Origin of the sequence: Hahella sp. NBU794 (assembly GCF_050749805.1) — a bacterium.
Taxonomy (GTDB): Bacteria; Pseudomonadota; Gammaproteobacteria; order Pseudomonadales; family Oleiphilaceae; genus Hahella.
On record NZ_CP192738.1, the window covers coordinates 5,218,139 to 5,238,903 of the forward strand.

Sequence of the window (20,765 nt, forward strand, 5' to 3'; positions counted from 1 at the left end):
CCCAGTCCGCAGCGACGCCGAAACGTCGACAGTCCCTAGCGGTTTCCCGACGATGGCCTATGCTTAGACTATAGCGACCCTTCGACTTCCCGCAGCGGCCGGGCGCAGTCTTCCGAGTCGCGCCATAACCTCGGCGTACTGGGTTGAATGTTATGAACAGACGTGTAACGACTTTTCTGGGCTGCATCATCATGACGCTCGCCGCGACTTTCTGCAGCGCGGCGGAAACCATCACTATCAGCACCGGCGACTACTCCCCCTGGACCGTCGAAAAGTCCACCTATGGCGGCTACGTCAACCGTCTGGTGCGAGAAGCCTTCAAGCGCAAAAACATTCAAGTGGAGTTTGTTTATCTGCCCTGGAAACGAGCTTACGAGGAAGTGCGCAACTTGCGCGTCCACGCCAGCTCATTCTGGTTTTTCAATGAGGAGCGTAACGCGGAGTTTTATCAGGTGGGGCCCGTGTCCTGGCATAACGAGGTGTTCTTTCACCTCAAGTCCAATCCGATCCCCAATTGGAACAAGCTCTCCGACCTGAAGCCCTATCGCGTTGGCGCCACCATCGGCTACACCTACTCCGACGAGTTCTGGAACGCCGCGCGCAGTAATGTGTTCGGGCTGGAGGAGACCGCCCGCGACGACATTAACTTCCGCAAGCTGCTGCGCCGTCGCATTGACCTCTTCCCCATTGACGAAATGACCGGCTGGCGCATTGTGCGGGAGCAGTTCGACTCTGGCATGGCGGACCTGCTGACCACCCTGGCCAAGCCGCTGACCACCACGCAGGGCTTCATTCTATTTTCCCGCGCCCACCCGGACAGCGAGCGCCTTTCCTCCCTGCTGACAACCAGCCTGGAGGAAATGGATAAAAACGGCCTCTTCGACAGCTACATGGACGATATGCTCAAAGGCAATTTTTAGCGCCTATTTCACGATCTGCTTTTTACTGCGACCGCCTTTCTCACGCTCGCCCAGTACTTCGTTCACCGTCGGCACGGCAGTGCCGCCAAACTGCATTTCGTCCCAGGTGATCTGATCCTGGAAATCCTCCTTGGGAATATTCGCCTGGGCGTCATGAGGACGCACCGGCTCGCTTTGCGCATAGCGCACAACCAGATCGGAAATCGCAGTCAATGCATCAATATGGGTGCGCTCGTAGCCATGGGTGGCGTCAGTGCCGAAGGTCACCAGCGCATGGCGGATATCATGGCCCGCCTGCACCGCCGACACCGCGTCGCTGTAGTAGTAGCGGAACACATCGCGCTGATGGGGAATATGATGATCCTGACACAGATGAATCAGGTGCCGGGTCAAATGCCAGTCGAATGGCCCCGAGGAGTCTTTCATGGCGATGGTGACGCCATGCTCTTTCGCGTTCTGGCCTTCCGCTACCGGACCGATATCAATGCCGACAAATTCGGTGACATCCGCTTCAATCGCGTGCCCGACGCCGGAGCCGATTTCTTCCGTCAGGGTAAAGATTGGCAGACAATCCATGGCCAGCGGCAGATCGTTCTCCACAATGGCTTTCAGTCCCGTCAACAATGCGGCGGTTCCCGCTTTGTTGTCCAGATGGCGTGAGACCACGAAGCCATTGGGCAGAAATTCCGGATTGGGATCAAAAGCCACAAAGTCGCCCACGCAGATACCAATTCTGAGGGCGTCTTCTTTGGTGTAAATACATTCATCCACCCGGATTTCCACGTGATCCCAGGTCACCGGAAGGCGATCCACCTCCTCGTTGTAACGGTGTCCCGCCGCATATAAAGGCAATACCGATCCTCTGAAACAGCCGCTGTCGCTGAAGATAGTCACACGCGAGCCTTCCGCGAAGCGGCTCGACCAATGCCCCACCGGAGTCAGACACAAACGGCCGTTGGGCTTGATTTCACGCACCATGGCGCCGATGGTGTCCAGGTGCGTCACCACCGCCCGCTGCGGCGCATTCAGTTTGCCCCGCAATCGCCCTTTGATGGTGCCGCGCCGGGTCAGCTCATAATCAATGCCCAGCTCGCTCAAACGCTCGCACACGTATACAACCGCCCCATCCGTGAAGCCGGTGGGACAAGGAATGGCCAGCAATTCGAGCAATACTTTGGTGAGGTACTCAGAGTCCAGGGTATAGCCTTTCTCTTCTATCATAACTTCGCCTCTAAGATGCATGTCGTACGCTCCGCGTCAGCGGGAACAGCAAATCGATAAAACGTTGCGCCGTCGGCTGGGGCGCGTGATTCTCCAGCCCTGGGCGTTCATTAGCTTCAATAATGACGTAATCCGGCGAGGTGTGGTCCTTGACGATGAAGTCCATGCCCACCACCGGAATTTGCAGCGCTCTGGCGGCCTCTTCCGCCGCCGTGCGCAGTTCGGGATGCAGATCGTCAGTAACGTCGATCAACGTACCGCCGGTATGCAGGTTGGCGGTGCGCCGCACAAACAGGTGCGCTTCCACGGGCAACACGCTGTCCCAGTCATAGCCCGCCTCGCGAATACAGCGTTCGGTTTCCGCATCCATGGGGATCTGGCTCTCTCCCCCCGTCGCCGCGGCGCGACGACGGCTTTGTTTTTCCACCAGCGTGCGAATGGAATCGCGTCCGTTGCCGTAGATCTCCGCCGGGCGACGAATCGCCGCCGCCACTGTGTCGAAGTCGATCACCACCACCCGCAGGTCGAATCCAGGATGATAAGTCTCCAGCAACACCGATGAGGAAACGCTTTCCGCTTTGCTGATCGCGGCGTGCAGGTCATCCACATTGCGGATATCCACGGAAATACCTTTACCCTGCTCACTATCCAGTGGCTTCACCACCACCGCTCCGTGATCGGCGAGAAACTCTTCCGCCTGCTCCCGCGAGTGATACAGTTGATAAATTGGCGTGCGCAAACCAGCGCGGGCGCAGGTGCGATGCGTCAGCATCTTGTTCTGGCACAGGGACATGGTCAGCGCCGTCGTCATGTCGGTGAGAGACTCATGGCAACGTATGCGACGACCGCCAAAGCTCAAGGTAAACAGGTTGTTGGCTTCATCGTCGATCACCACCTCGATGCCTCTGCGCATGGCCTCATTAACGATGATTTTCGCGTAAGGGTTCAGCTTCGCGGACGGCTCCGGTCCCACGAACAACTTCTCGTTGATGGCGTTTTTCTTTTTCAGCGCAAAGGTGCGTATCGCCTGAAACCCGAGCTTTTCGTATAGCGCCTTGGCTTCATAATTGTCATGCAGCACGCTAAGGTCCATGTACTGGCATTCCCGCGTCTGAAAGTATTCCGCCAGATAGCGCACCAGCGCTTCGCCGACGCCCGGCGTCTTACTGTCCGGGGACACCGCCAGACACCACAGACTGGAGCCCTTGCTGGGGTCGCCAAAGGCCTTGATGTGGTTCACGCCCATTACGGTGCCGATGATCTTGCCGCTGCCCAACGCCTCCGCCACCAGATAGACGACATCTTTGGAATGACGATGCGCGAGCACATGATCCACAGGTGCGCAGACCATTTTTCTCTGGGTGAAAATCGCATTCAGCGCTTCCACGTCCGCCGTGCTGCTGGCTCGTCTGACCGTGACGCCCGGCAGAGCGCGCGTGCGTGGACGATACTGACTCATCCACAAGCGCATGGTGTCGGAGGGGTCCAGAAACAGCGACTGCGGCGCATGACTCAGCACCACATGCGGGTCCGCGACGTAGAGCGCGATATCGCGATCGCCGGAGGACTCTTCCGCCAGACTCTTCGCCAGTTCTTTCGGGCTTTCGAATGTATTCGCCAGCAGCAGTCGCCCCCAGCCGCAGTGAACGCTCACATTCCTGGGAGCGTCCACGTCCGCGTCGGCGCGTATATGTTCCGCCTGCATGGATTCGTATGACGGCATTTGTTTGCGCAACATCCTTTCATGATGATGGCGGGGTGTAATAGCCATATTGATGTAACCTTTTCGTGCCTGAGGTTGCTTAGCGCAGCGCCGGTGAGACGCTGCGGGCTTCACGGCTGAATAATGCTTACCGTTATAAATTGTGGCGCTGCAGCCAAAGCTCCAGCAGGCCAAGCTGCCAGAGTTTGGAGCCGCGCAACGGCGTAATGTGCATATCGGGCGACAACAACAGGTTGTCCACATACGCCTGATCAAACAGGCCGCGCTCCCGTGCGCTTTGCGTGGACAGGGCTTCCTTCACCCATTCCAGAATAGTACCGCGCAGATACTTCAGCGCAGGCACCGGAAAATAGCCTTTGGGGCGGTCGATCACTTGAGAAGGAATAACGCGGCGCGCGGCTTCCTTCAAAATCCATTTGCCTTCATCTCTCACCTTCAATGGCGATGGAATACGCGCGGCCAGCTCCACCAGCTCGTGATCAAGGAACGGCACCCGCGCCTCCAAGCCGGCGGACATTGTCATGTTATCCACCCGCTTCACCGGGTCGTCCACCAACATGACGCTCATATCCAGACGCAACGCCTTGTCCACCGGGTCATTGGCGCCGGGACGCAGGAAGTGCTGCTTGACGAACTCGCCAGCGTAATCCGGCGCTATCCAGCGAGGCTGCACTGTCTGCTTGTATTCCTCGTAACTGCGGTCAAAAAACGCTTCGCGATAACAGGCGTAGGGATCTTGCGCGCCCACCAGCGGCGGATACCAGTGATAGCCGCCGAACACTTCATCGGCGCCCTGCCCGCTCTGCACCACGCGACAGTACTTGCTGACTTCCTGGGACAACAGATAAAACGCCACGCAGTCGTGGCTGACCATCGGTTCCGACATCGCGTCGATCGCTTTCGGCAAGGCAGAAAACATGCGGTCCGAGGCGATCTGAATTTTGTGATGACGAGTGCCGAAATGATTGGCGATGATATCGGAATAGTGGAACTCGTCCCCCTCTTCCCCGCCAACCGCTTCAAAGCCGATGGAAAAAGTCTGAAATCCGTCCGGAACCACTTCCGCCAGCAATCCGACCAGCAGACTGCTGTCGACGCCGCCGGAGAGCAGTACGCCGACCTCAACCGCCGCGTTATTGCGACGGCGCACGGACGCGAACAAAGCCTCCAGCAGACGATCACGCCAATCATCCGCGGTCAGCGTCTCGTCGCCGGGCTGCATGCCGAAAGCAAGACTCCAGTAGCTGCCCGTGTTGATGTTTCCGGTTTTATCCAGCTCCATCCAGGTTCCCGGCTGCACTTTGTAGATGCCCTCAAAAATCGTATCAGGCGCCGGTGTGACGGAGTGGAAGTTGAGATACATATTCAACGCTTTGGGGTTGATCCGCGCGTTGAAGTCCGACGCTTTCGCCAGCGCCGGCATAAATGAGGAGAAACGCAGCGCTTTGGCGTCATGTTGAAAATACAGCGGCTTGATGCCGAGACGGTCGCGGGCCAGCACCGTTTTACCACTGTCGCGCTCCCAGACAGCCAGCGCAAACATGCCGTTGAACCGGGTCAGGCAATCCTTGCCCCATGCATGATAGGCCTTCAACACCACTTCCGTATCGCCGTCAGAATAAAATGTATAACCCCGACCTTCCAATTCAGCGCGTAATTCCCGGTGATTGTAGATAGCGCCATTGAACACCAGCGCCAACCCTAACGCAGGGTCGTACAACGGCTGCTGGGATGCGTCGGAAAGGTCCATGATTTTCAGGCGCCGGTGGCCGAATGCGATATTGTTCTGCACGAAGACGCCTTCGGCGTCCGGGCCGCGGGGGGTTTGAATGTCGTTGGCGTGACGGATGAAATTTAAATCGGGCGAGTGGTTGTCGAAGCGGATCTCTCCGCATATGCCACACATAAGAACTCCTTGGTTTGTTCATACATATAGCTGATCAATATTAGCACACATTTACTTTGACAACAAAGTAAACACATGGCACGAAACCTCCTATACATCTGTTTTTAGGCTATTTTAAAATTTTGTCATGTAATATTTATGTCACAAATTAAAAGGTGGATAGCCCAACAAGTATGAAGGATAATATGAGTTTTTCCATTGATGTAATTTACCCATGACTCGACACGATGAAGTATTGGTCCTGATACGAAGGATTATTCGTGCAGCGGACCTCCGCTCCAAGCAATTGGGCAAAGAAACCGGACTCACCGCGCCGCAGTTACTAATTCTTCGCTCTATCGGCGACTCACGAAACACAACGATGAGCCAGGTCGCGCAGAACATCAGTCTGAGCCAGGCGACGGTCACCAGTATCGTTGACCGCCTGGAAAAGAAAAATCTGGTGGCGCGTATTCGCGACTCGGTAGACAAGCGTCGCATCTATCTGGTGCTGACGGATGAAGGCAAAGAAGTACTGGCGGGCGCGCCTCGGCCGCTGCAGGAGCTGTTCACCTCCCGCTTCGACAACCTACCGGAGTGGGAGCAATATCTGATCCTGGCCAGCCTCGCCAAAGTCGCGGACATGATGGACGCCACCGATATCGATGCATCGCCTTTACTGGCGGTGGGCTCCGTCACCTAAGGCTGGTCGCAAGAGACGTTTAACCGGCCTTTTGGCCTGAAAACGAAAACGCCCGGCTTCAGGCCGGGCGTTTTGCATTCAGCGTTGCGGGATCAACCGCCGAACTTGGCTTTCGCCTTGCGACGATAAGCATGCAGCAACGGCTCGGTGTAACCGTTGGGCTGCTCGCACCCTTTCAGCACCAGATCGCAAGCGGCTTGAAACGCCACACTGTCGTCAAAGTTCGGAGCCATATTGCGATAACTTGGGTCGCCAGCGTTCTGACGGTCTACAATCGCCGCCATGCGCTGCATGGTTTCCAGCACCTGCTCTTTTGAGCAAACGCCATGACGCAGCCAGTTGGCGATATGCTGACTGGAAATCCTCAACGTGGCGCGGTCTTCCATCAGGCCCACATCATTGATGTCAGGCACCTTCGAACATCCCACGCCCTGATCGACCCAGCGCACCACATAACCCAAAATACCCTGCGCATTGTTATCCAGCTCCTGCTGAATATCCTGCGCTGACAGAGCCTGATCGCCAAGCAATGGAATGGTTAGAATATCGTCCAATGACGCACGCGTACGGGAAGCAAGCTCTTCCTGACGCGCCGCCACGTTCACCTTATGGTAATGCAGCGCATGCAAGGTCGCCGCCGTGGGTGACGGCACCCAGGCGCAATTGGCGCCCGCCTGTGGATGACCGATCTTGGCTTGAAGCATTTGCGCCATTTCATCGGGAATCGGCCACATGCCTTTGCCGATCTGCGCCTTACCTTTCAGACCTACCGCCAGGCCAGTATCCACGTTCCAGTCTTCATAGGCGTTGATCCAGGGCTGCTGTTTCATCGCCGCCTTACGCACGACTGGACCGGCTTCCATACTGGTGTGAATTTCATCGCCCGTGCGATCCAGGAATCCGGTATTGATGAACACCACGCGATTCGCCGCCGCTTTGATGCACGCCTTCAGATTGATAGTAGTGCGACGCTCTTCGTCCATGATGCCGACTTTCAGAGTGAAGCGCGGCAGCCCCAGCGCATCTTCGATGCGAGCGAACAGGTCGTTGGTGAACGTCACTTCTTCCGGGCCATGCATCTTCGGTTTTACGATATAGACGCTACCGGTCTTGCTGTTGCGCAAAGGACCTTCGCCTTTTAGATCGTGAATGGCGATCAGCGACGTCATCATGCCGTCGAGAATGCCTTCCGGAATTTCTTCGCCATTACTGTCGAGCACGGCGTCGATCGTCATCAAATGACCGACGTTGCGCACGAACAACAGGCTGCGCCCGGGCAGGCTGAAACGCTCGCCATTCGGGGCGATGTATTCGCGGTCAACGTGCAACGTACGAGTAACGGGTTTGCCGCCCTTGTCGAAGGTTTCCGCCAGGTCGCCTTTCATCAGGCCCAGCCAGTTGCCGTACGCCACTACTTTGTCTTCCGCGTCCACCGCGGCCACAGAATCTTCACAGTCCTGAATAGTGGTTAACGCAGCTTCCATCAGAACATCTTTGACGCCAGCGGGATCGGTTTTGCCGATAGGGCTGCTTGCATCAATCTGAATCTCGAAGCGCAATCCATTGTTTTGCAGCAGAAGGCCTTTAGGCGCGGAGGGTTCGCCGACGTAGCCGGCCAGTTTGCTTTCGTCCAGTAGACCAACGCTGGAGCCGGACTGCAGTTTCACCGCCAGACGTCCGTTCTCCACGCTGTAGCCGATGGCGTCTTTGTGACTGCCTGAAGCCAAGGGAGCAGCCTCGTCCAGAAACTTACGGGCGAACTCGATGACCATGGCGCCACGCACCGGATTATAGCCTTTGCCCTTTTCCGCGCCGTTTTCTTCAGAGATGACATCGGTGCCGTACAACGCGTCGTACAGGCTGCCCCAGCGCGCATTGGCGGCATTCAGAGCGAAGCGGGCGTTCATCACCGGCACAACCAACTGCGGACCGGCCATGGTGGCGATTTCCGGGTCCACATTGGCGGTGGCGATCTGGAAGTCTTCCGCTTCCGGCGCCAGATAACCGATGTCTTGTAGAAATGTTTTATAGGCCGACAGATCGACCTTACCTGGGTTCTCGCGGTGCCAGGCGTCGATCTGCGCCTGCAGCTCATCGCGTTTTTTCAATAACGCCTTGTTTCTGGGAGCCATTTCATTGATGACGGCTTCCAGCTCGGACCAGAACTTATCCGCAGAAACGCCAGTTCCGGGGATCGCTTTTTCATTCACGAAGTCGTACAGAACCTTAGCGACCTGTAAGCCGCCTACTTGTACTCTATCTGTCATAGTAAGCCTCAACACACTCTCTTGTGGTTTCCTGAATCCCTTCGCGCATCGACAGACCTGTGCGACATGATGCCGCAAAAGCCGCCGCAGACGCTTCATTACGGGTCCCCATCCGTTCCGAAGCAGGCGAAGAGCGCGTCATTTTACGTGAAAATACGTAGATAATCATGTGCAAAAGATTACTAGCAAAATTACGGCCCAGGTAATCGGGCGTAAGGATTAAACTGCCACCACAGAGAGGTCAGGTGCAAGTCTGCGTATCACCGATGCAATACCTATATAGAAACCTATATAGAAACCTATATAGATACATATATAGATAGAAGGAGCGCTGGCAGTGAATCGAGATAGAGAGCTGGAGGAGAAAGCCGCGGAAGGAGCCAACGCCCCCGCCGCGCAGGCCTGGATAAGGCCAGTGTCGCAGGACGCTTAAGAGTACTGACCTACCTGATAATCACCGGGAGTATACGCAAAAGTCTTCGCCAGGCGGTTCCAACTGTTGATCTGCGCGATAGCCAGAGCAAGGTTCGCCGCCTGCGCATGCCCAAACAGGCCGATCACTTTTTCCATCAAGGCGTCCTCCACTTTCTGCTCCGCCACCAGAGTCAGTGTCTCTGTCAGCGCCAGCGCCGCCCGCTCCTTGTCATCAAAGCAAGCCATTTCCCGCCACACTGCGACAGCGTTCAACTTCAACGGGTCGACGCCAGCCGCCACCGCATCCTTATAGTGCATGTCGACACAGTAAGCGCAGCCGTTAATCTGCGACGCCCGCAGGCGCACCAGTTCCAGCAACTCTTCTGCGAGACCGGTTCCGCGTACGTAGCTTTCCACCGCCATCATCGCGGCGTACAAGGGTTTGGGGATTTCAGCCAGGGCGATACGAGTGCTCATCATCATGTTCCTTCTATTAGTTAACGATATCGGCTATAGCCATGGGCATTATCAATCTATGCAAAAAACTTAGGAATAAGGCCTATAATCAAATCTGTTTTGCATAAATTGCAAAGCCGATCATTTTCCGTCAACGGTAAAATACACCTATGCTCGACGAACTCAAAACCTTCATCAAATGCTGTGAATGCGGCAACTTCTCCGCCGCCGGCAAGGCGCTGGTGTTATCTCCCTCATCCGTCTCCCGGCAAATCGACAATCTGGAGGCCAAGCTGCAGACCAAGCTTTTCCGGCGCACAACGAGACAGCTTATTCTCAGTGATGAAGGCCACTTTCTCCTCAAGCGTGCGGAAGACATTCTCGCTCTGGTCGACGACGCCATTGCATCCTTACGCCAACAGCACAGCGAACCAGAGGGCCGCTTGCGCATTTCAGTGTTCGATAGCTACGGCAGATTACGCATCGCCCCCCTGCTGCCGCAATTCCTCGCGCTTTATCCCAAAGTCAGCATCGACATTGAGCTGGAGAATCAGATTGTGGATCTGTATCGGGACGCCGTGGACATCGCCATACGCATCGGCCCGCCGGAAGACTCACGGCTTAAAGCCAAGAAATTGACTGACGGCCGCACACTGTTATGCGCCAGCCCGGACTACGTGCAAAGGTTTGGCTCACCACAAACACCCGACGAACTGGCGCAACATAACTGTCTACTGATCAGTCGCGGACGCCGTCAGGCCTGGTGGCACTTTCGCAAGGGCCAGGAGTATCGTCGCGTGCAGGTGCAAGGCTCCATCCGCTCCGCCGGCGGCACGCCGCTACTGGAATGCGCGCTACAAGGCGCGGGGGTCACGCTGCTCACACAATGGTCGATGCAGCCCTATATAGATGAAGGACGTTTACTGCAGTTGCTGCCGCAATGGGACGCCTCGCTCTATGCGGAAAAAAGCGCCGAGATTTATGCGGTCTACATTGATAACCACTACATGCGGCCGGCTATTCGGGCTTTTTTGGACTTTCTTGGCGCTCAAATCCCTCAATAGAACCCTTCACCGAAAGATAAAAAACCGCCGGCAAGCGACTTTCATCGAATAATACCCTCAATTTTTTCCGTTCCTTCCTCTTCGCGTTCTTTGTCCCCGTGAACTAATCGGCGCCTTTGTCCCAATTAGTTCACATATCCCAAATGGACTATTTCTCAGTTCAAAAAATAGCCAATTTTTTGACGCATTTTTGTACATTTTATGTGCGTTTTACAACTTTTGACTAAAAATTAATCCGTAGAATGGCCCCATCAGTTACGAATCACCATTCATCTGGGGAATAACAACATGACTACTACTACCAAATTTACAGCAAAAGTTTTCAGCGTCATTCTGGCTAGCGGCCTGTTGGCTCAACTGGCTCCCATGGCGGAAGCCGCTTCCTGGAAGCGCTCTAACGACACACAAGTCAGCACTAAGGGTTCCTGGAAAAAGACCACAGACATCACTACTACTGATACCTCTAGCTCTACTATTGACACGTCTACGACTAGCACTTCCAGCACTGACAGCTCTACTGCTACGGACACCTCCACAACCACCACTGTTGCGGATACCTCCACCAGCAGCGCGACCGCCACGGAAGAGCAAACTGTAGCGGTAGACATCAAAATTACTTTCCAGCCGGTGTCTCAGTACGTGTCAGTCAACAACCTGACCACATTGAACGTCTCCGCCACTGGCAGTGGAACCCTGGCTTACCAATGGCGTAAGGACGGCGTGGCTATCCCGGACGCGGTTAAGTCTTACTACGACATCAGCGCCGCCGCCATGGACGACGAGGGGACCTATGACGTCATCGTCTCCAACAGCACTGGCTCCGTGGTCAGCAACAGCGCGCAAGTCACTGTGTTCGTAGACAGAACCGCCAACATGTTCTGGCAGCCGCCCACTACTCGCGAAGACGGCAGCGCGCTGGCTCTGGAAGACATCTCAGGCTACCGCATCTACGTCACTAACGACGCAGGTTCCCTGGAAGCGACTTATGACGTGCCCGCTGGCCAGTACTATCACTACTTCGACAACCTGGAAACCGGCACGCACTACTTCACCATTACCGCCATCGACACCAGCGGTACGGAAAGCGACTTCTCTGATCTGATGAGCAAAACGATCTTCTAAGCCAACGCTGAACAAGATCAGAAAACAAAAAAGCGCAGGCGGGAGATTACCCGCCTGCGCTTTTTTCTGTCGAGTTGTCGAGCCGAAGATTTAAAACTTGAAGAGTCCAACCGCCGTGCGGATATCGCTACTGACCTCGTTTAACCTTGATGACATATCCGTGGTGGCTTCCGCCAATCCGTTGATCTCATTGGTTTGACCGCTCAGGTTATCAATGCTGCGGTCAATGCTCTGCACCGCTTCGCACTGCTCCGCCGTCGCCTGGGCGACTTGATGATTCAGTTCATGCATACGCGCCACCGCGCCGGAGATAGCCTCCAGGGCTTTGCGACAGTCGTCGATCTTCGCCACGCTGAGCTTGCTTTCGTTCAGGCTGACGCCGATCTCACCTACCGCGCTCTCCGCATCCCGTTGAAGGTTTTGCACCACTTCCTGTATTTCCGTGGTCGATTCATTGGTGCGCTTGGCCAGACTCCGCACCTCATCCGCCACCACCGCGAAACCACGCCCCAGCTCTCCCGCCCGGGCCGCTTCAATCGCCGCGTTCAACGCCAGCAAGTTAGTTTGCTCGGAAATGCCGCGAATCACATCCAGCACGCCGCCGATGGACTCGGTGCGCTGCGCCAGTTTGCCAATGACATCACTGGCGCTCTGAATGCGATTGGAAAGATCATCGATTGAGCGCACCGACGCCGCCATCGCACTGCGGCCGGCTTCAGTGAGATCGGTCACCTCTTCCGCAATATGCGCGGCGCTGTCCGTCGTCTCCTGAATGCCTTTTGCCGTCGCGGTCATCTCGTTAGTCGCCGCCGCCACCATGGAGGTTTCCGCCTGTTGCTGGTTAACTTGATCCGCCAGTTTCAAGCTGCCGTCAGCCCCTTCCGCCGCCACGCCCTGCAACACTTCGGTCGCCTTGCCGACATCGCTGATCAGGCTGCGGAATTTGAGCAGCATACGGTCCAGGGCCTCAGTGATATCCTGCAATTCATCTGAGTTGTCGTAATCGATGGTGCGGGTCAGATCATTTTGCGCTTCGATGTCGGAAATCACCCGAGTCACTTTGCGCACCGGGCGCACGACCGACCAAATGAAGAAAGCGCCCAATAACAGACAGGAGATCACCATAAAACCAAGCCCGACCAGACTCGCCCGGCGCGCATCGTCTACGGCGCCGCCAATCGACAAAGCGCCCTCCTGCACCAGGCTGCCCTGATGCGCGACCTTATCGGCCGCCGCCGCCACGCCTTCCGCCGAGGTTTTCTGCGCCATCTCGTACTCGCCGCGAATCTGGTTCAGCATAGTGATGAACTTAATGGCCTCGCCCCGCGCTCGTTCGCTCATGGACTTACCCATGCTCATGGAGCGCTCCTCGTAGAACCCGAACATTCTCACTGCGAAGCCCTGATACCGGTCCAACGCATCCTGAATCTTTTTGAAACGCTCCTCTCGCTCGGGATCATTCGCCGCCAGATCCGCCAGCATTTTTTTAACCCGACCGTAGGTGGTTTCACCCAGGCTCAATGAATTGCGGTCCGCAGCCAGAGAGGCGTGGAAAAACCAGTACTGCAACTCGCTCAACAACAACTGCGCCTGGGTAATCGCCGCCACCCTGTCATAGATTTTCTGCTGCTCCCCCATCAACTGGTTCTGCTCACGCACCAACTCGTTCTGCGCGTCAATACTTTGCAACTGCACGGAGACCGTGTCGGATATTTCGCTGATGCGGAGATTCAAAAAATAGGATGACGTCGCCGAGATAAGAATAAAGACCAGGAACAACAGAATAACGCGCGCCTTAATGGTCATTAACAAGCGCAATGACGTAGGTAACTTCATGACCAACCTCTACAAATTTATTTTTTTTGGTGCGTAACCAACTAAGTATAGACGGCGCATGAAGGCTTAACCGGCGCAACTGTAATATGTTGTTGCAGGCCCGGCGACGCCATAACCAAAGTCAAGCTGGGCGGGGAGTATGGAGAATAAACAGGGGGCAGTTTGCGGAGGGCTAAGAGAACGGAAAAGGAACGGGCGCAGCGCGCCCTTTCCTATCAAGCGACGGTAGTGGCGACATCCAGTCCAAGGGACAAGGAAAGCTCAACGCGGTCGCCGGATTGCAGACGACCGACGCCGGCCGGCGTGCCGGTAAGCGCCACATCGCCAGGCATCAGTGTGAAATGCGAGGACATATAGGCCAGGAGAGGCGCTATCGCGGTGATCATGTCCGACGCTTTGCCGTCCTGACGCAGCTCGCCGTTCAGATACATGCTGAAATTCAGGTCGGCGAGGTCGTCCTCCGCCGTCACGGAAACGAAATCCGACAACGGACAGGCGCCGTCAAAGCTCTTGGCGATTTCCCAGGGGAGGCCTTTTTCCTTCAGAGCGGATTGCAGGTCGCGCCGGGTCAGATCCAGGGCCAGGCCGACGCCGATGACGGCGCTGCGCGCCTCCTGTGGGGTCGCGTTTTTCAACGGTTTGCCGATAAGCAGGGCGATTTCCGTTTCATAATGCACATCACCCTCCGGAATAATCAGGGGGCCCCGCATCTCCACCACCGCCGTGCTCGGCTTGATGAACAGGATAGGCGTGGTCGGCACCGGGTTGTTTAACTCCCGGGCGTGCTCAGCGTAATTACGCCCTACGCACACCACTTTACCGATCTGACTCTCAAAATAGCCGCCGCCAATAAAACGCGCCTTGACCATAGCAAACGCTCCGTTTTCCCGTTTAGATATCCAGCACTTTGCCGGGGTTCATCACATTGTTGGGATCAAACGCCACCTTGATCGCCTTCAGGTAAGCGATTTCTTCCGGAGCGCGGGTGTATTGCAGATAGTCCTTTTTCAGCAAGCCCACACCATGCTCGGCGGAAACGCTGCCTTGGTGGCGCTGCACAGTTTCAAACACCTGGGTGTTCACTTCTTCACACTTGGCGAAGAACTCTTCTTTAGCCAGACCTTCCGGCTTCAGAATATTCAAGTGCAGGTTGCCGTCGCCGATGTGGCCGAACCAGATGATCTCGAAATCCGGGTAACGACTGGCGACGATGCCGTCGATCTCAGTCAGGAATTCAGGCACCTTGCTGGGAACGACCGAAATATCGTTCTTGTAAGGCGTGAACTTGGAAATGGTTTCGGAAATATCTTCACGCAGACGCCACAGATTCTTAGCCTGGGTTTCGCTCTGGCTGATGACGCCATCCACCACCCAGCCGTTTTCCATGCACTCTTCGAAAACGCCCATGGCTTCTTCCAGGGTTTCTTCCGTCAGCGATTCAAACTCCAGCAATGCGTAAAACGGAGCTTCCCCTTCGAAAGGAGCCGTCACATCGCCGTTAGCCAGCACATGGCGCAGCGCTTTGTCGGAGAAAAATTCGAATGCGGTCAGGTCGATGCGGCGGGAGAACGCCTGCAATACATCCATCACGTGATTGAAGTGGCTCAGGCCGAGCACCAGCACCGTGAGGTTTTTAGGCTGACGGGTCAGCTTCATGGTGGCTTCGGTGATGAAGCCCAAAGTGCCTTCAGCGCCAATAAACAGGTGGCGCAAATCATAGCCGGTGTTGTTCTTGGCCAGACCTTTGTTGAGTTCGAGAATATCGCCCTTGCCGGTGACCACTTTCAGGCCGGCCACCCAATCGCGGCTCATGCCCCAGCGGATCACCTTGATGCCGCCGGCGTTGGTGGACAGGTTGCCGCCAATCTGGCTGGAGCCGGCGGAGGCGAAATCCACCGGGTAAAACAGTCCCTGCTCCTCGGCGAAGTTCTGCAGTTGCTCGGTAATGACTCCGGCCTGACAGACGACGGTGCGGTCGGCGGGATTGAAGTCGCTGACCTTGTTCATGGCGTCGAACGCCACCACCACCTCACCGGAGGCCGCCACCGCGCCTGCGCTCAGCCCCGTACGGCCGCCCGACGGCACCAGGGCGAAGCCCATTTCATTGGCCGCCAGCACTATCGCCTGCACTTCTTCCGTGGTTTTGGGCAACACGACAGCCACGGGATCGGGCTCGTATTTCTTGGTCCAGTCCTTGCCGTACGCCTGCAAGGAATCCGCATCCGTCAACACTTTGCCGGAGACGACAATGGCCTTAAGCCTCTCAACGATCTGTTCCGCCGCAACCTTACTCATAGGATTTCTCAACAACACCTTGTAATCAGCGTCCGGAAAACCGCGTCGCCACTGCGCGCGCAGCCTTTTCCCACATGCCGTGGAGAGACATCGGTCAACCGGCGATTTATATGAATATGCGAGTTCAAAAAGCGGCGATTATGGTATCATACGCGCCCTGCGCTGTAGATCCCTGATGCGATTTATGTCTGAATCCGGGGTTTGGTCACCAACAGCAGAGCCCAAAATGCTAAGCGCCAGTGGCGGAGTTTGTCGGCGCCGTTCCCAGCCTGAAAAATAGAATAACGATGGAGGCGGCCCGGGAAGCCTTTCTGTTTAAGAACTTAGCGGCGGAAATAAGTGCGATTACACAAAAGGTCCGAACCGATATGACACAGACGTCCTTAGACAAGAGCAAGATCAAGTTCCTTCTTCTCGAAGGTGTGCACCAGTCTGCGATAGACACCCTGCAAGCGGCTGGCTACACCAATATCGAGTATCACAAGGGCTCCCTGCCCGAACAGGAACTGAAAGAACGCATCGCTGACGCTCACTTCATCGGAATACGCTCCCGCACCCAGCTCACTGAAAGCGTGCTGGAAGAAGCGAAAAAGCTGATTGCGATCGGCTGTTTCTGTATCGGAACCAATCAGGTCGACCTTGACGCAGCGCTGGCGAAAGGCGTCGCCGTCTTCAACGCCCCCTACTCCAATACCCGCTCTGTCGCCGAACTGGTGCTGGCGGAAGCTATTCTGCTGCTGCGCGGCATTCCTGAGAAAAACGCGTCTGCGCATCGCGGCGGCTGGTTGAAGCATGCGAAGGACAGCTATGAAATTCGCGGCAAAAACCTGGGCATTGTCGGTTACGGCAGCATCGGCGCGCAGCTGAGCATCATGGCGGAAGCCATGGGGATGAAAGTCTACTTCTACGACGTTTCCACCAAACTGCCCCTGGGCAACGCCACACAGGTGGACAGCCTGAAAGAATTGCTGGCCATCAGCGACATCGTCACGCTGCACGTGCCGGAAACTCACAGCACCAAAGACATGATGGGCGCAGCGGAATTCGAGGCGATGAAGGACAAGAGCATCTTCATTAACGCTTCCCGCGGCACTGTGGTGGATATCGACGCCCTGGCGGACGCGTTGCGCGCCAAAAAGCTGCTCGGCGCCGCGATCGACGTATTCCCGGTGGAACCTCGCTCCAATGACGAAGAGTTCGTCTCTCCCCTGCGCGAGTTCGACAACGTCATTCTGACGCCTCATGTTGGCGGCAGCACCATGGAAGCCCAGGAAAACATCGGTCGCGAAGTCGGCGAGAAGCTGGCCAAATACAGCGACACCGGCGCCACCGTGACATCCGTCAACTTCCCGGAAGTGTCTCTGCCTTCGCATCCGCAGAACCATCGCTTGCTGCACATCCATGAAAACGTGCCGGGCGTGCTGTCCGAGATCAACAGCGTGTTCTCCGACAACGGCATCAACATCTGCGGTCAGTACCTGCAGACCAACGATAAAGTCGGTTATGTGGTCGTGGACGTGAACAAGGATTACAGCGATCTGGCGCTGCAAAAACTCAAGTCCGTCAAAGGCACCATTCGCTGCCGCGTGCTGTTCTAAGCAGCCCGTTCAGCGAGCTAGACGCCGCTCGCACAGGTCAAGTGATCATGTGATTGAAACGAGGGCGTCAAAAAAACGGGCGCGGTGGATAACCATCGCGCCCTAGCTTCTTCTCAGAGAGATGACCGTCAGTCCCCACCCGTCGTATCTCCTGTCTCAGCTTCAGTTATACGCCTCCCACTCCCCTCCGCCTATCCACAGTCCCGCCTAAACCAAAGTTTAGGGCCAAAGAAATGTCGATTTTATTGTTGCGCTGGGCCAGCATTACTACACTGGAAATCAAGGCGTATACGCGATTTTGCCAAGGGGAAAAACATGGAAAGCACTCATTGCGCTGACGTTCGCGCCCTTCTGGTCGATGACCACCCGATAGTGATTGACGCACTCTCCACTTCGCTGCTGGCGTTGAAGCTGTGTAACTGGATCGACAAGGCCAACACATTGGCGGAAGCCAAGGAAAAGCTGGCTAACAATGTGGAATTCAGCCTGGTGTTGCTTGATCTGCACTTGTCCGACGCCGAGGGCATACACGCTATGATGACTTTGCGGGAAACCTATCCCGACGTTCCCATCATCATTTTTTCCGGCGACGACTCCACCGACACCATCGCCAAGGCGTTTGAGTACGGCGTACGCGGCTACGTGCCAAAGAACTCCCCTGTGGAAGTGGTGGTGAGCGCGGTCAAAGTCGTACTCGCCGGCAGTTGCTACATCCCGCCCCACGCGATCCGCATGCTGGGTTTTGAACCGGCGGCGGGAACCGTGGCCATCGGCAATACCGCCGTCGAGTCCCGCCCCTATTTCTCTCCCCGCCAGGAACAGGTGTTTCATTATTTGCTGGAAGGCATGCCCAACAAGGTGATCGCCGCGCGTCTGGATATGGCGGAAGGCACGGTGAAAACCCATATGAACACCATCTTCAGAGCGCTGGGGGTGCGTAATCGGGCGCAGGCGATTCTGAAGGCGAGGCAGCTGGGCGTCATCTAAAACGCTCAGTCGCCCTTGATGGGGCGCCCAGTGGGGCGCCTAGTGGGATGCCTAATGGGGCGCGACGGACTCTATCCAGGTTTGCAGTTGATGTGACGAGATGGGTTTGGTGAGAAAGCTGAACCCACTTTCCTGTAGCTCTCTGACTCGCTCAGGTTGCACATTGCCGGACACCAGCAGCATCTTTTCCTTCGGCATCTGTCGGGACAGACTGTCGGCGATATCCAGCCCATCCTCGCCTTTGTCCAGCATATCGTCGAGTATCAGCGCGTCCGGCCAGCCCTGGCTGCGATGGCGCAGCGCCAACAGTTCGTCCTTGTTGGCGACGATTTCGTAGCGGCATCCCCAGGCGTCAAATTGAAAAGAGAGCGCCGACCTCACCAATGGATCGTCCTCCACCAGCCAGACATTGAGATCAATGAAGGCATTGTCCGGGGCCTCTAAGTCGCGAAGGCTGGGCGCGATACAGGCATATTCCGCCAGGGGCGCGTAAAAGGAAAAGCGCGAGCCTTTGCCCGGCGAAGACTGCACAGTCAGCCCCGCATCAAGAATTTCATTGATGCGGCGTACGATGGCCAACCCCATGCCGATGCCCTTGTCTCTATTGCGACTGGGATTATTGAGCTGCACAAAGTCTTCAAAGATGCGCACCTGGTCGTCACGCTCAATTCCCGGTCCCGTGTCGCTGATAGTGAACGTCACTCGACGTCCATCCACCGCCGCATCCACGCTGACTTCGCCTTTATGGGTGTAACGGATGGCGTTGGAAATCAGGTTATTGAGCAGTCGGCTCAGCAGCTCCAGATCGGAATAGAGACTGACCCGGGTATAACTGCAGCGCCAGGCCAGACCTTTGGCCTGACACAATGGCTGAAATTCCGCCTCCAGAGGCCGCATGACTTCCTCCAGCGACAGCGCCTTCATATTGGGTTGAAACTTGCCAGCTTCAAAGCGCGACAGGTCCAGCAGGTTGTTGAACAGCGTGCGCAGCACTTCAATCGCCTGTCGCTGTTTGCTGACGATTTCCTGCGCCGTCTCCCCCAAAGGCTGATACGACAACGTGTCCGTCAACAGTGACACCGCGTATAAGGGCTGGCGCAGATCGTGACTGGCCGCGGCCATGAAATAGGTTTTGGCTTTATTCGCTTCCTGCGCCGCCGCCAACGCCTCTTCGGCTTTTTTGCGCTCAGCCTCGACTTTGTTCAGCAACGCGCTCTTTTCAAAACGCATGGCGACGCTTTCCGCAAAAGTGCGGCTGCTGCGGCGCACCGAACTGATCATCAACAGCGTCAGGGTCGCCAAGGGCGCGGCGATGCGCAGTTCGTCCACCCCTTGCAGGGACCAGTACAGAATCGGCTGCCCCATCAACAGGGGAATGGACAACAGGAAGGAGCGGTAATCGGACGCCAGATTCACCATGGCCCCCACTCCGTACAGGCTAATGGCCAGGGTCATGAAAAACGCGACATTGTCCGTCTCCACCGCGCCAACGGTCCAAATGCCCGTACCGACCAATGCCTGATTGAAAAGGCTGCTGCGCAACAAGCGTATGTCGCTGTGCAGCATCTCCTGAAAGGTCATGCTGTCCAGCTGGCGCATAATCTGACGACTGATCTGCAGGCGCAGAACTTGCGCCGCCGCGACAGGCCCCACCCACAGCAATATGCGCGACAGGGGCGCCTGATCCCATAACATGAATAGAAAAATCGCCATGATGAGAAACACGCCCTGCACTGCAGGAAGCGTCTGCTGGCATCGGATTTTGACGGATTCGATCAGATGGGCGCGCTCAAACTCCTCCGGCGCTGTCCCTAAGCGACTGGAATCCTTAGCTTTATGCTCTTGTCTCACCTTGCTCTCCGGGCTGGGTTGAGAACGCTTCTCATCGGTGGATGAGCGTCACGCCACGCTCTCTTTTAATCTTAGATGAGTTTGATTACCGCGCGGCGATTCAATTTCAGTTTAACAGCAGAATTTTCGACGCTTGCAAGTAAACCTAGGTTTAGGCCCCTCGTTTATTCCTTTCTGTGTATTCAACCTGTATTTTGTTCAAAAAATAACCAAGCCGAATTTTCATTGCTATTCTGATTCAAGCAGTCCTCTAACAATAACGACCCGATCGACAGACAAGCCGAACGCCATCCCCTTGTCGGTCAACATGTTGTCGGTCAATACAATGCGTGCAACGCATTGGCGTAGCCCATCACCCTGGAACCAGAGCGGCGCAGTCCGACGCTCCCTTGCGCCCGGACATCGCAGTCAAAACGCCGCCGA

15 protein-coding genes are annotated in these 20,765 nt (G+C 56.0%); 6 read left to right on the plus strand and 9 right to left on the minus strand.

Features of this window, described 5'->3' with window-relative positions:
• The first annotated feature begins 152 nt into the window (after positions 1 to 152).
• Positions 153 to 920: a substrate-binding periplasmic protein gene (locus ACQYWX_RS22740; RefSeq protein WP_279505244.1), complete on the plus strand. Its 768-nt coding sequence runs from the start codon at positions 153 to 155 to the stop codon at positions 918 to 920.
• Between the two features lie 3 nt (positions 921 to 923).
• Here the strand turns inward: ACQYWX_RS22740 and ACQYWX_RS22745 are convergent, their stop codons facing one another.
• The 3 genes from ACQYWX_RS22745 to ACQYWX_RS22755 form a co-directional block, all read right to left on the minus strand.
• A complete protein-coding gene (locus ACQYWX_RS22745) occupies positions 924 to 2,141 on the minus strand; it encodes an osmoprotectant NAGGN system M42 family peptidase (protein WP_431686433.1) in 1,218 nt (405 codons plus the stop codon).
• A gap of 10 nt (positions 2,142 to 2,151) precedes the next feature.
• The gene (ngg, locus tag ACQYWX_RS22750) at positions 2,152 to 3,912 is read right to left on the minus strand and encodes an N-acetylglutaminylglutamine synthetase (protein ID WP_431686434.1); all 1,761 of its coding nucleotides are present in this window, start codon (positions 3,910 to 3,912) and stop codon (positions 2,152 to 2,154) included.
• Between the two features lie 85 nt (positions 3,913 to 3,997).
• Positions 3,998 to 5,770, minus strand: a complete 1,773-nt coding sequence (locus tag ACQYWX_RS22755; protein ID WP_431686435.1) for an N-acetylglutaminylglutamine amidotransferase — start codon at positions 5,768 to 5,770, stop codon at positions 3,998 to 4,000.
• Positions 5,771 to 5,984: 214 nt separating this feature from the next.
• On the opposite strand from ACQYWX_RS22755, the gene ACQYWX_RS22760 reads away from it, so the two are divergent.
• Positions 5,985 to 6,452: a MarR family winged helix-turn-helix transcriptional regulator gene (locus tag ACQYWX_RS22760; protein ID WP_127972851.1), complete on the plus strand. Its 468-nt coding sequence runs from the start codon at positions 5,985 to 5,987 to the stop codon at positions 6,450 to 6,452.
• Positions 6,453 to 6,544: 92 nt separating this feature from the next.
• Here ACQYWX_RS22760 and ACQYWX_RS22765 read toward each other — a convergent pair whose 3' ends face one another.
• Entirely contained in the window at positions 6,545 to 8,719 is a 2,175-nt protein-coding gene (locus ACQYWX_RS22765) for a malate synthase G (protein WP_431686436.1), read from the minus strand.
• 429 nt (positions 8,720 to 9,148) lie between these two features.
• Positions 9,149 to 9,616, minus strand: a complete 468-nt coding sequence (locus ACQYWX_RS22770) for a carboxymuconolactone decarboxylase family protein (RefSeq protein WP_279505252.1) — start codon at positions 9,614 to 9,616, stop codon at positions 9,149 to 9,151.
• A 143-nt stretch (positions 9,617 to 9,759) separates the two neighbouring features.
• Here ACQYWX_RS22770 and ACQYWX_RS22775 point away from each other — a divergent pair, with 143 nt between their 5' ends.
• Both ACQYWX_RS22775 and ACQYWX_RS22780 read left to right on the plus strand, forming a co-directional pair.
• Positions 9,760 to 10,653, plus strand: a complete 894-nt coding sequence (locus ACQYWX_RS22775; RefSeq protein ID WP_431686437.1) for a LysR family transcriptional regulator — start codon at positions 9,760 to 9,762, stop codon at positions 10,651 to 10,653.
• A gap of 288 nt (positions 10,654 to 10,941) precedes the next feature.
• Positions 10,942 to 11,775 carry a hypothetical protein gene (locus tag ACQYWX_RS22780; protein WP_431686438.1) on the plus strand — a complete coding sequence of 278 codons (834 nt, stop codon included), beginning with the start codon at positions 10,942 to 10,944 and terminating at the stop codon, positions 11,773 to 11,775.
• A gap of 90 nt (positions 11,776 to 11,865) precedes the next feature.
• On the opposite strand, the gene ACQYWX_RS22785 is transcribed toward ACQYWX_RS22780, so the two are convergent.
• The 3 genes from ACQYWX_RS22785 to ACQYWX_RS22795 all read right to left on the minus strand — a co-directional run bounded on the left by ACQYWX_RS22785 (position 11,866) and on the right by ACQYWX_RS22795 (position 15,906).
• A complete protein-coding gene (locus ACQYWX_RS22785; protein WP_431686439.1) occupies positions 11,866 to 13,611 on the minus strand; it encodes a methyl-accepting chemotaxis protein in 1,746 nt (581 codons plus the stop codon).
• Between the two features lie 215 nt (positions 13,612 to 13,826).
• Positions 13,827 to 14,480 carry a fumarylacetoacetate hydrolase family protein gene (locus tag ACQYWX_RS22790; protein WP_431686440.1) on the minus strand — a complete coding sequence of 218 codons (654 nt, stop codon included), beginning with the start codon at positions 14,478 to 14,480 and terminating at the stop codon, positions 13,827 to 13,829.
• 22 nt (positions 14,481 to 14,502) lie between these two features.
• Entirely contained in the window at positions 14,503 to 15,906 is a 1,404-nt protein-coding gene (locus ACQYWX_RS22795) for an FAD-binding oxidoreductase (protein ID WP_431686441.1), read from the minus strand.
• 368 nt (positions 15,907 to 16,274) lie between these two features.
• Between ACQYWX_RS22795 and serA the strand changes: the two genes are divergently transcribed.
• Both serA and ACQYWX_RS22805 read left to right on the plus strand, forming a co-directional pair.
• Entirely contained in the window at positions 16,275 to 17,504 is a 1,230-nt protein-coding gene (gene serA / locus ACQYWX_RS22800; RefSeq protein WP_127972858.1) for a phosphoglycerate dehydrogenase, read from the plus strand.
• A 315-nt stretch (positions 17,505 to 17,819) separates the two neighbouring features.
• Complete coding sequence (locus ACQYWX_RS22805; protein ID WP_216739759.1) at positions 17,820 to 18,491, plus strand: response regulator; 672 nt, start codon at positions 17,820 to 17,822, stop codon at positions 18,489 to 18,491.
• A gap of 51 nt (positions 18,492 to 18,542) precedes the next feature.
• On the opposite strand, the gene ACQYWX_RS22810 is transcribed toward ACQYWX_RS22805, so the two are convergent.
• On the minus strand, positions 18,543 to 20,342 hold the full coding sequence (locus tag ACQYWX_RS22810) for a hybrid sensor histidine kinase/response regulator (RefSeq protein ID WP_431686442.1): 1,800 nt from the start codon (positions 20,340 to 20,342) through the stop codon (positions 18,543 to 18,545).
• Between the last annotated feature and the right edge of the window lie 423 nt (positions 20,343 to 20,765).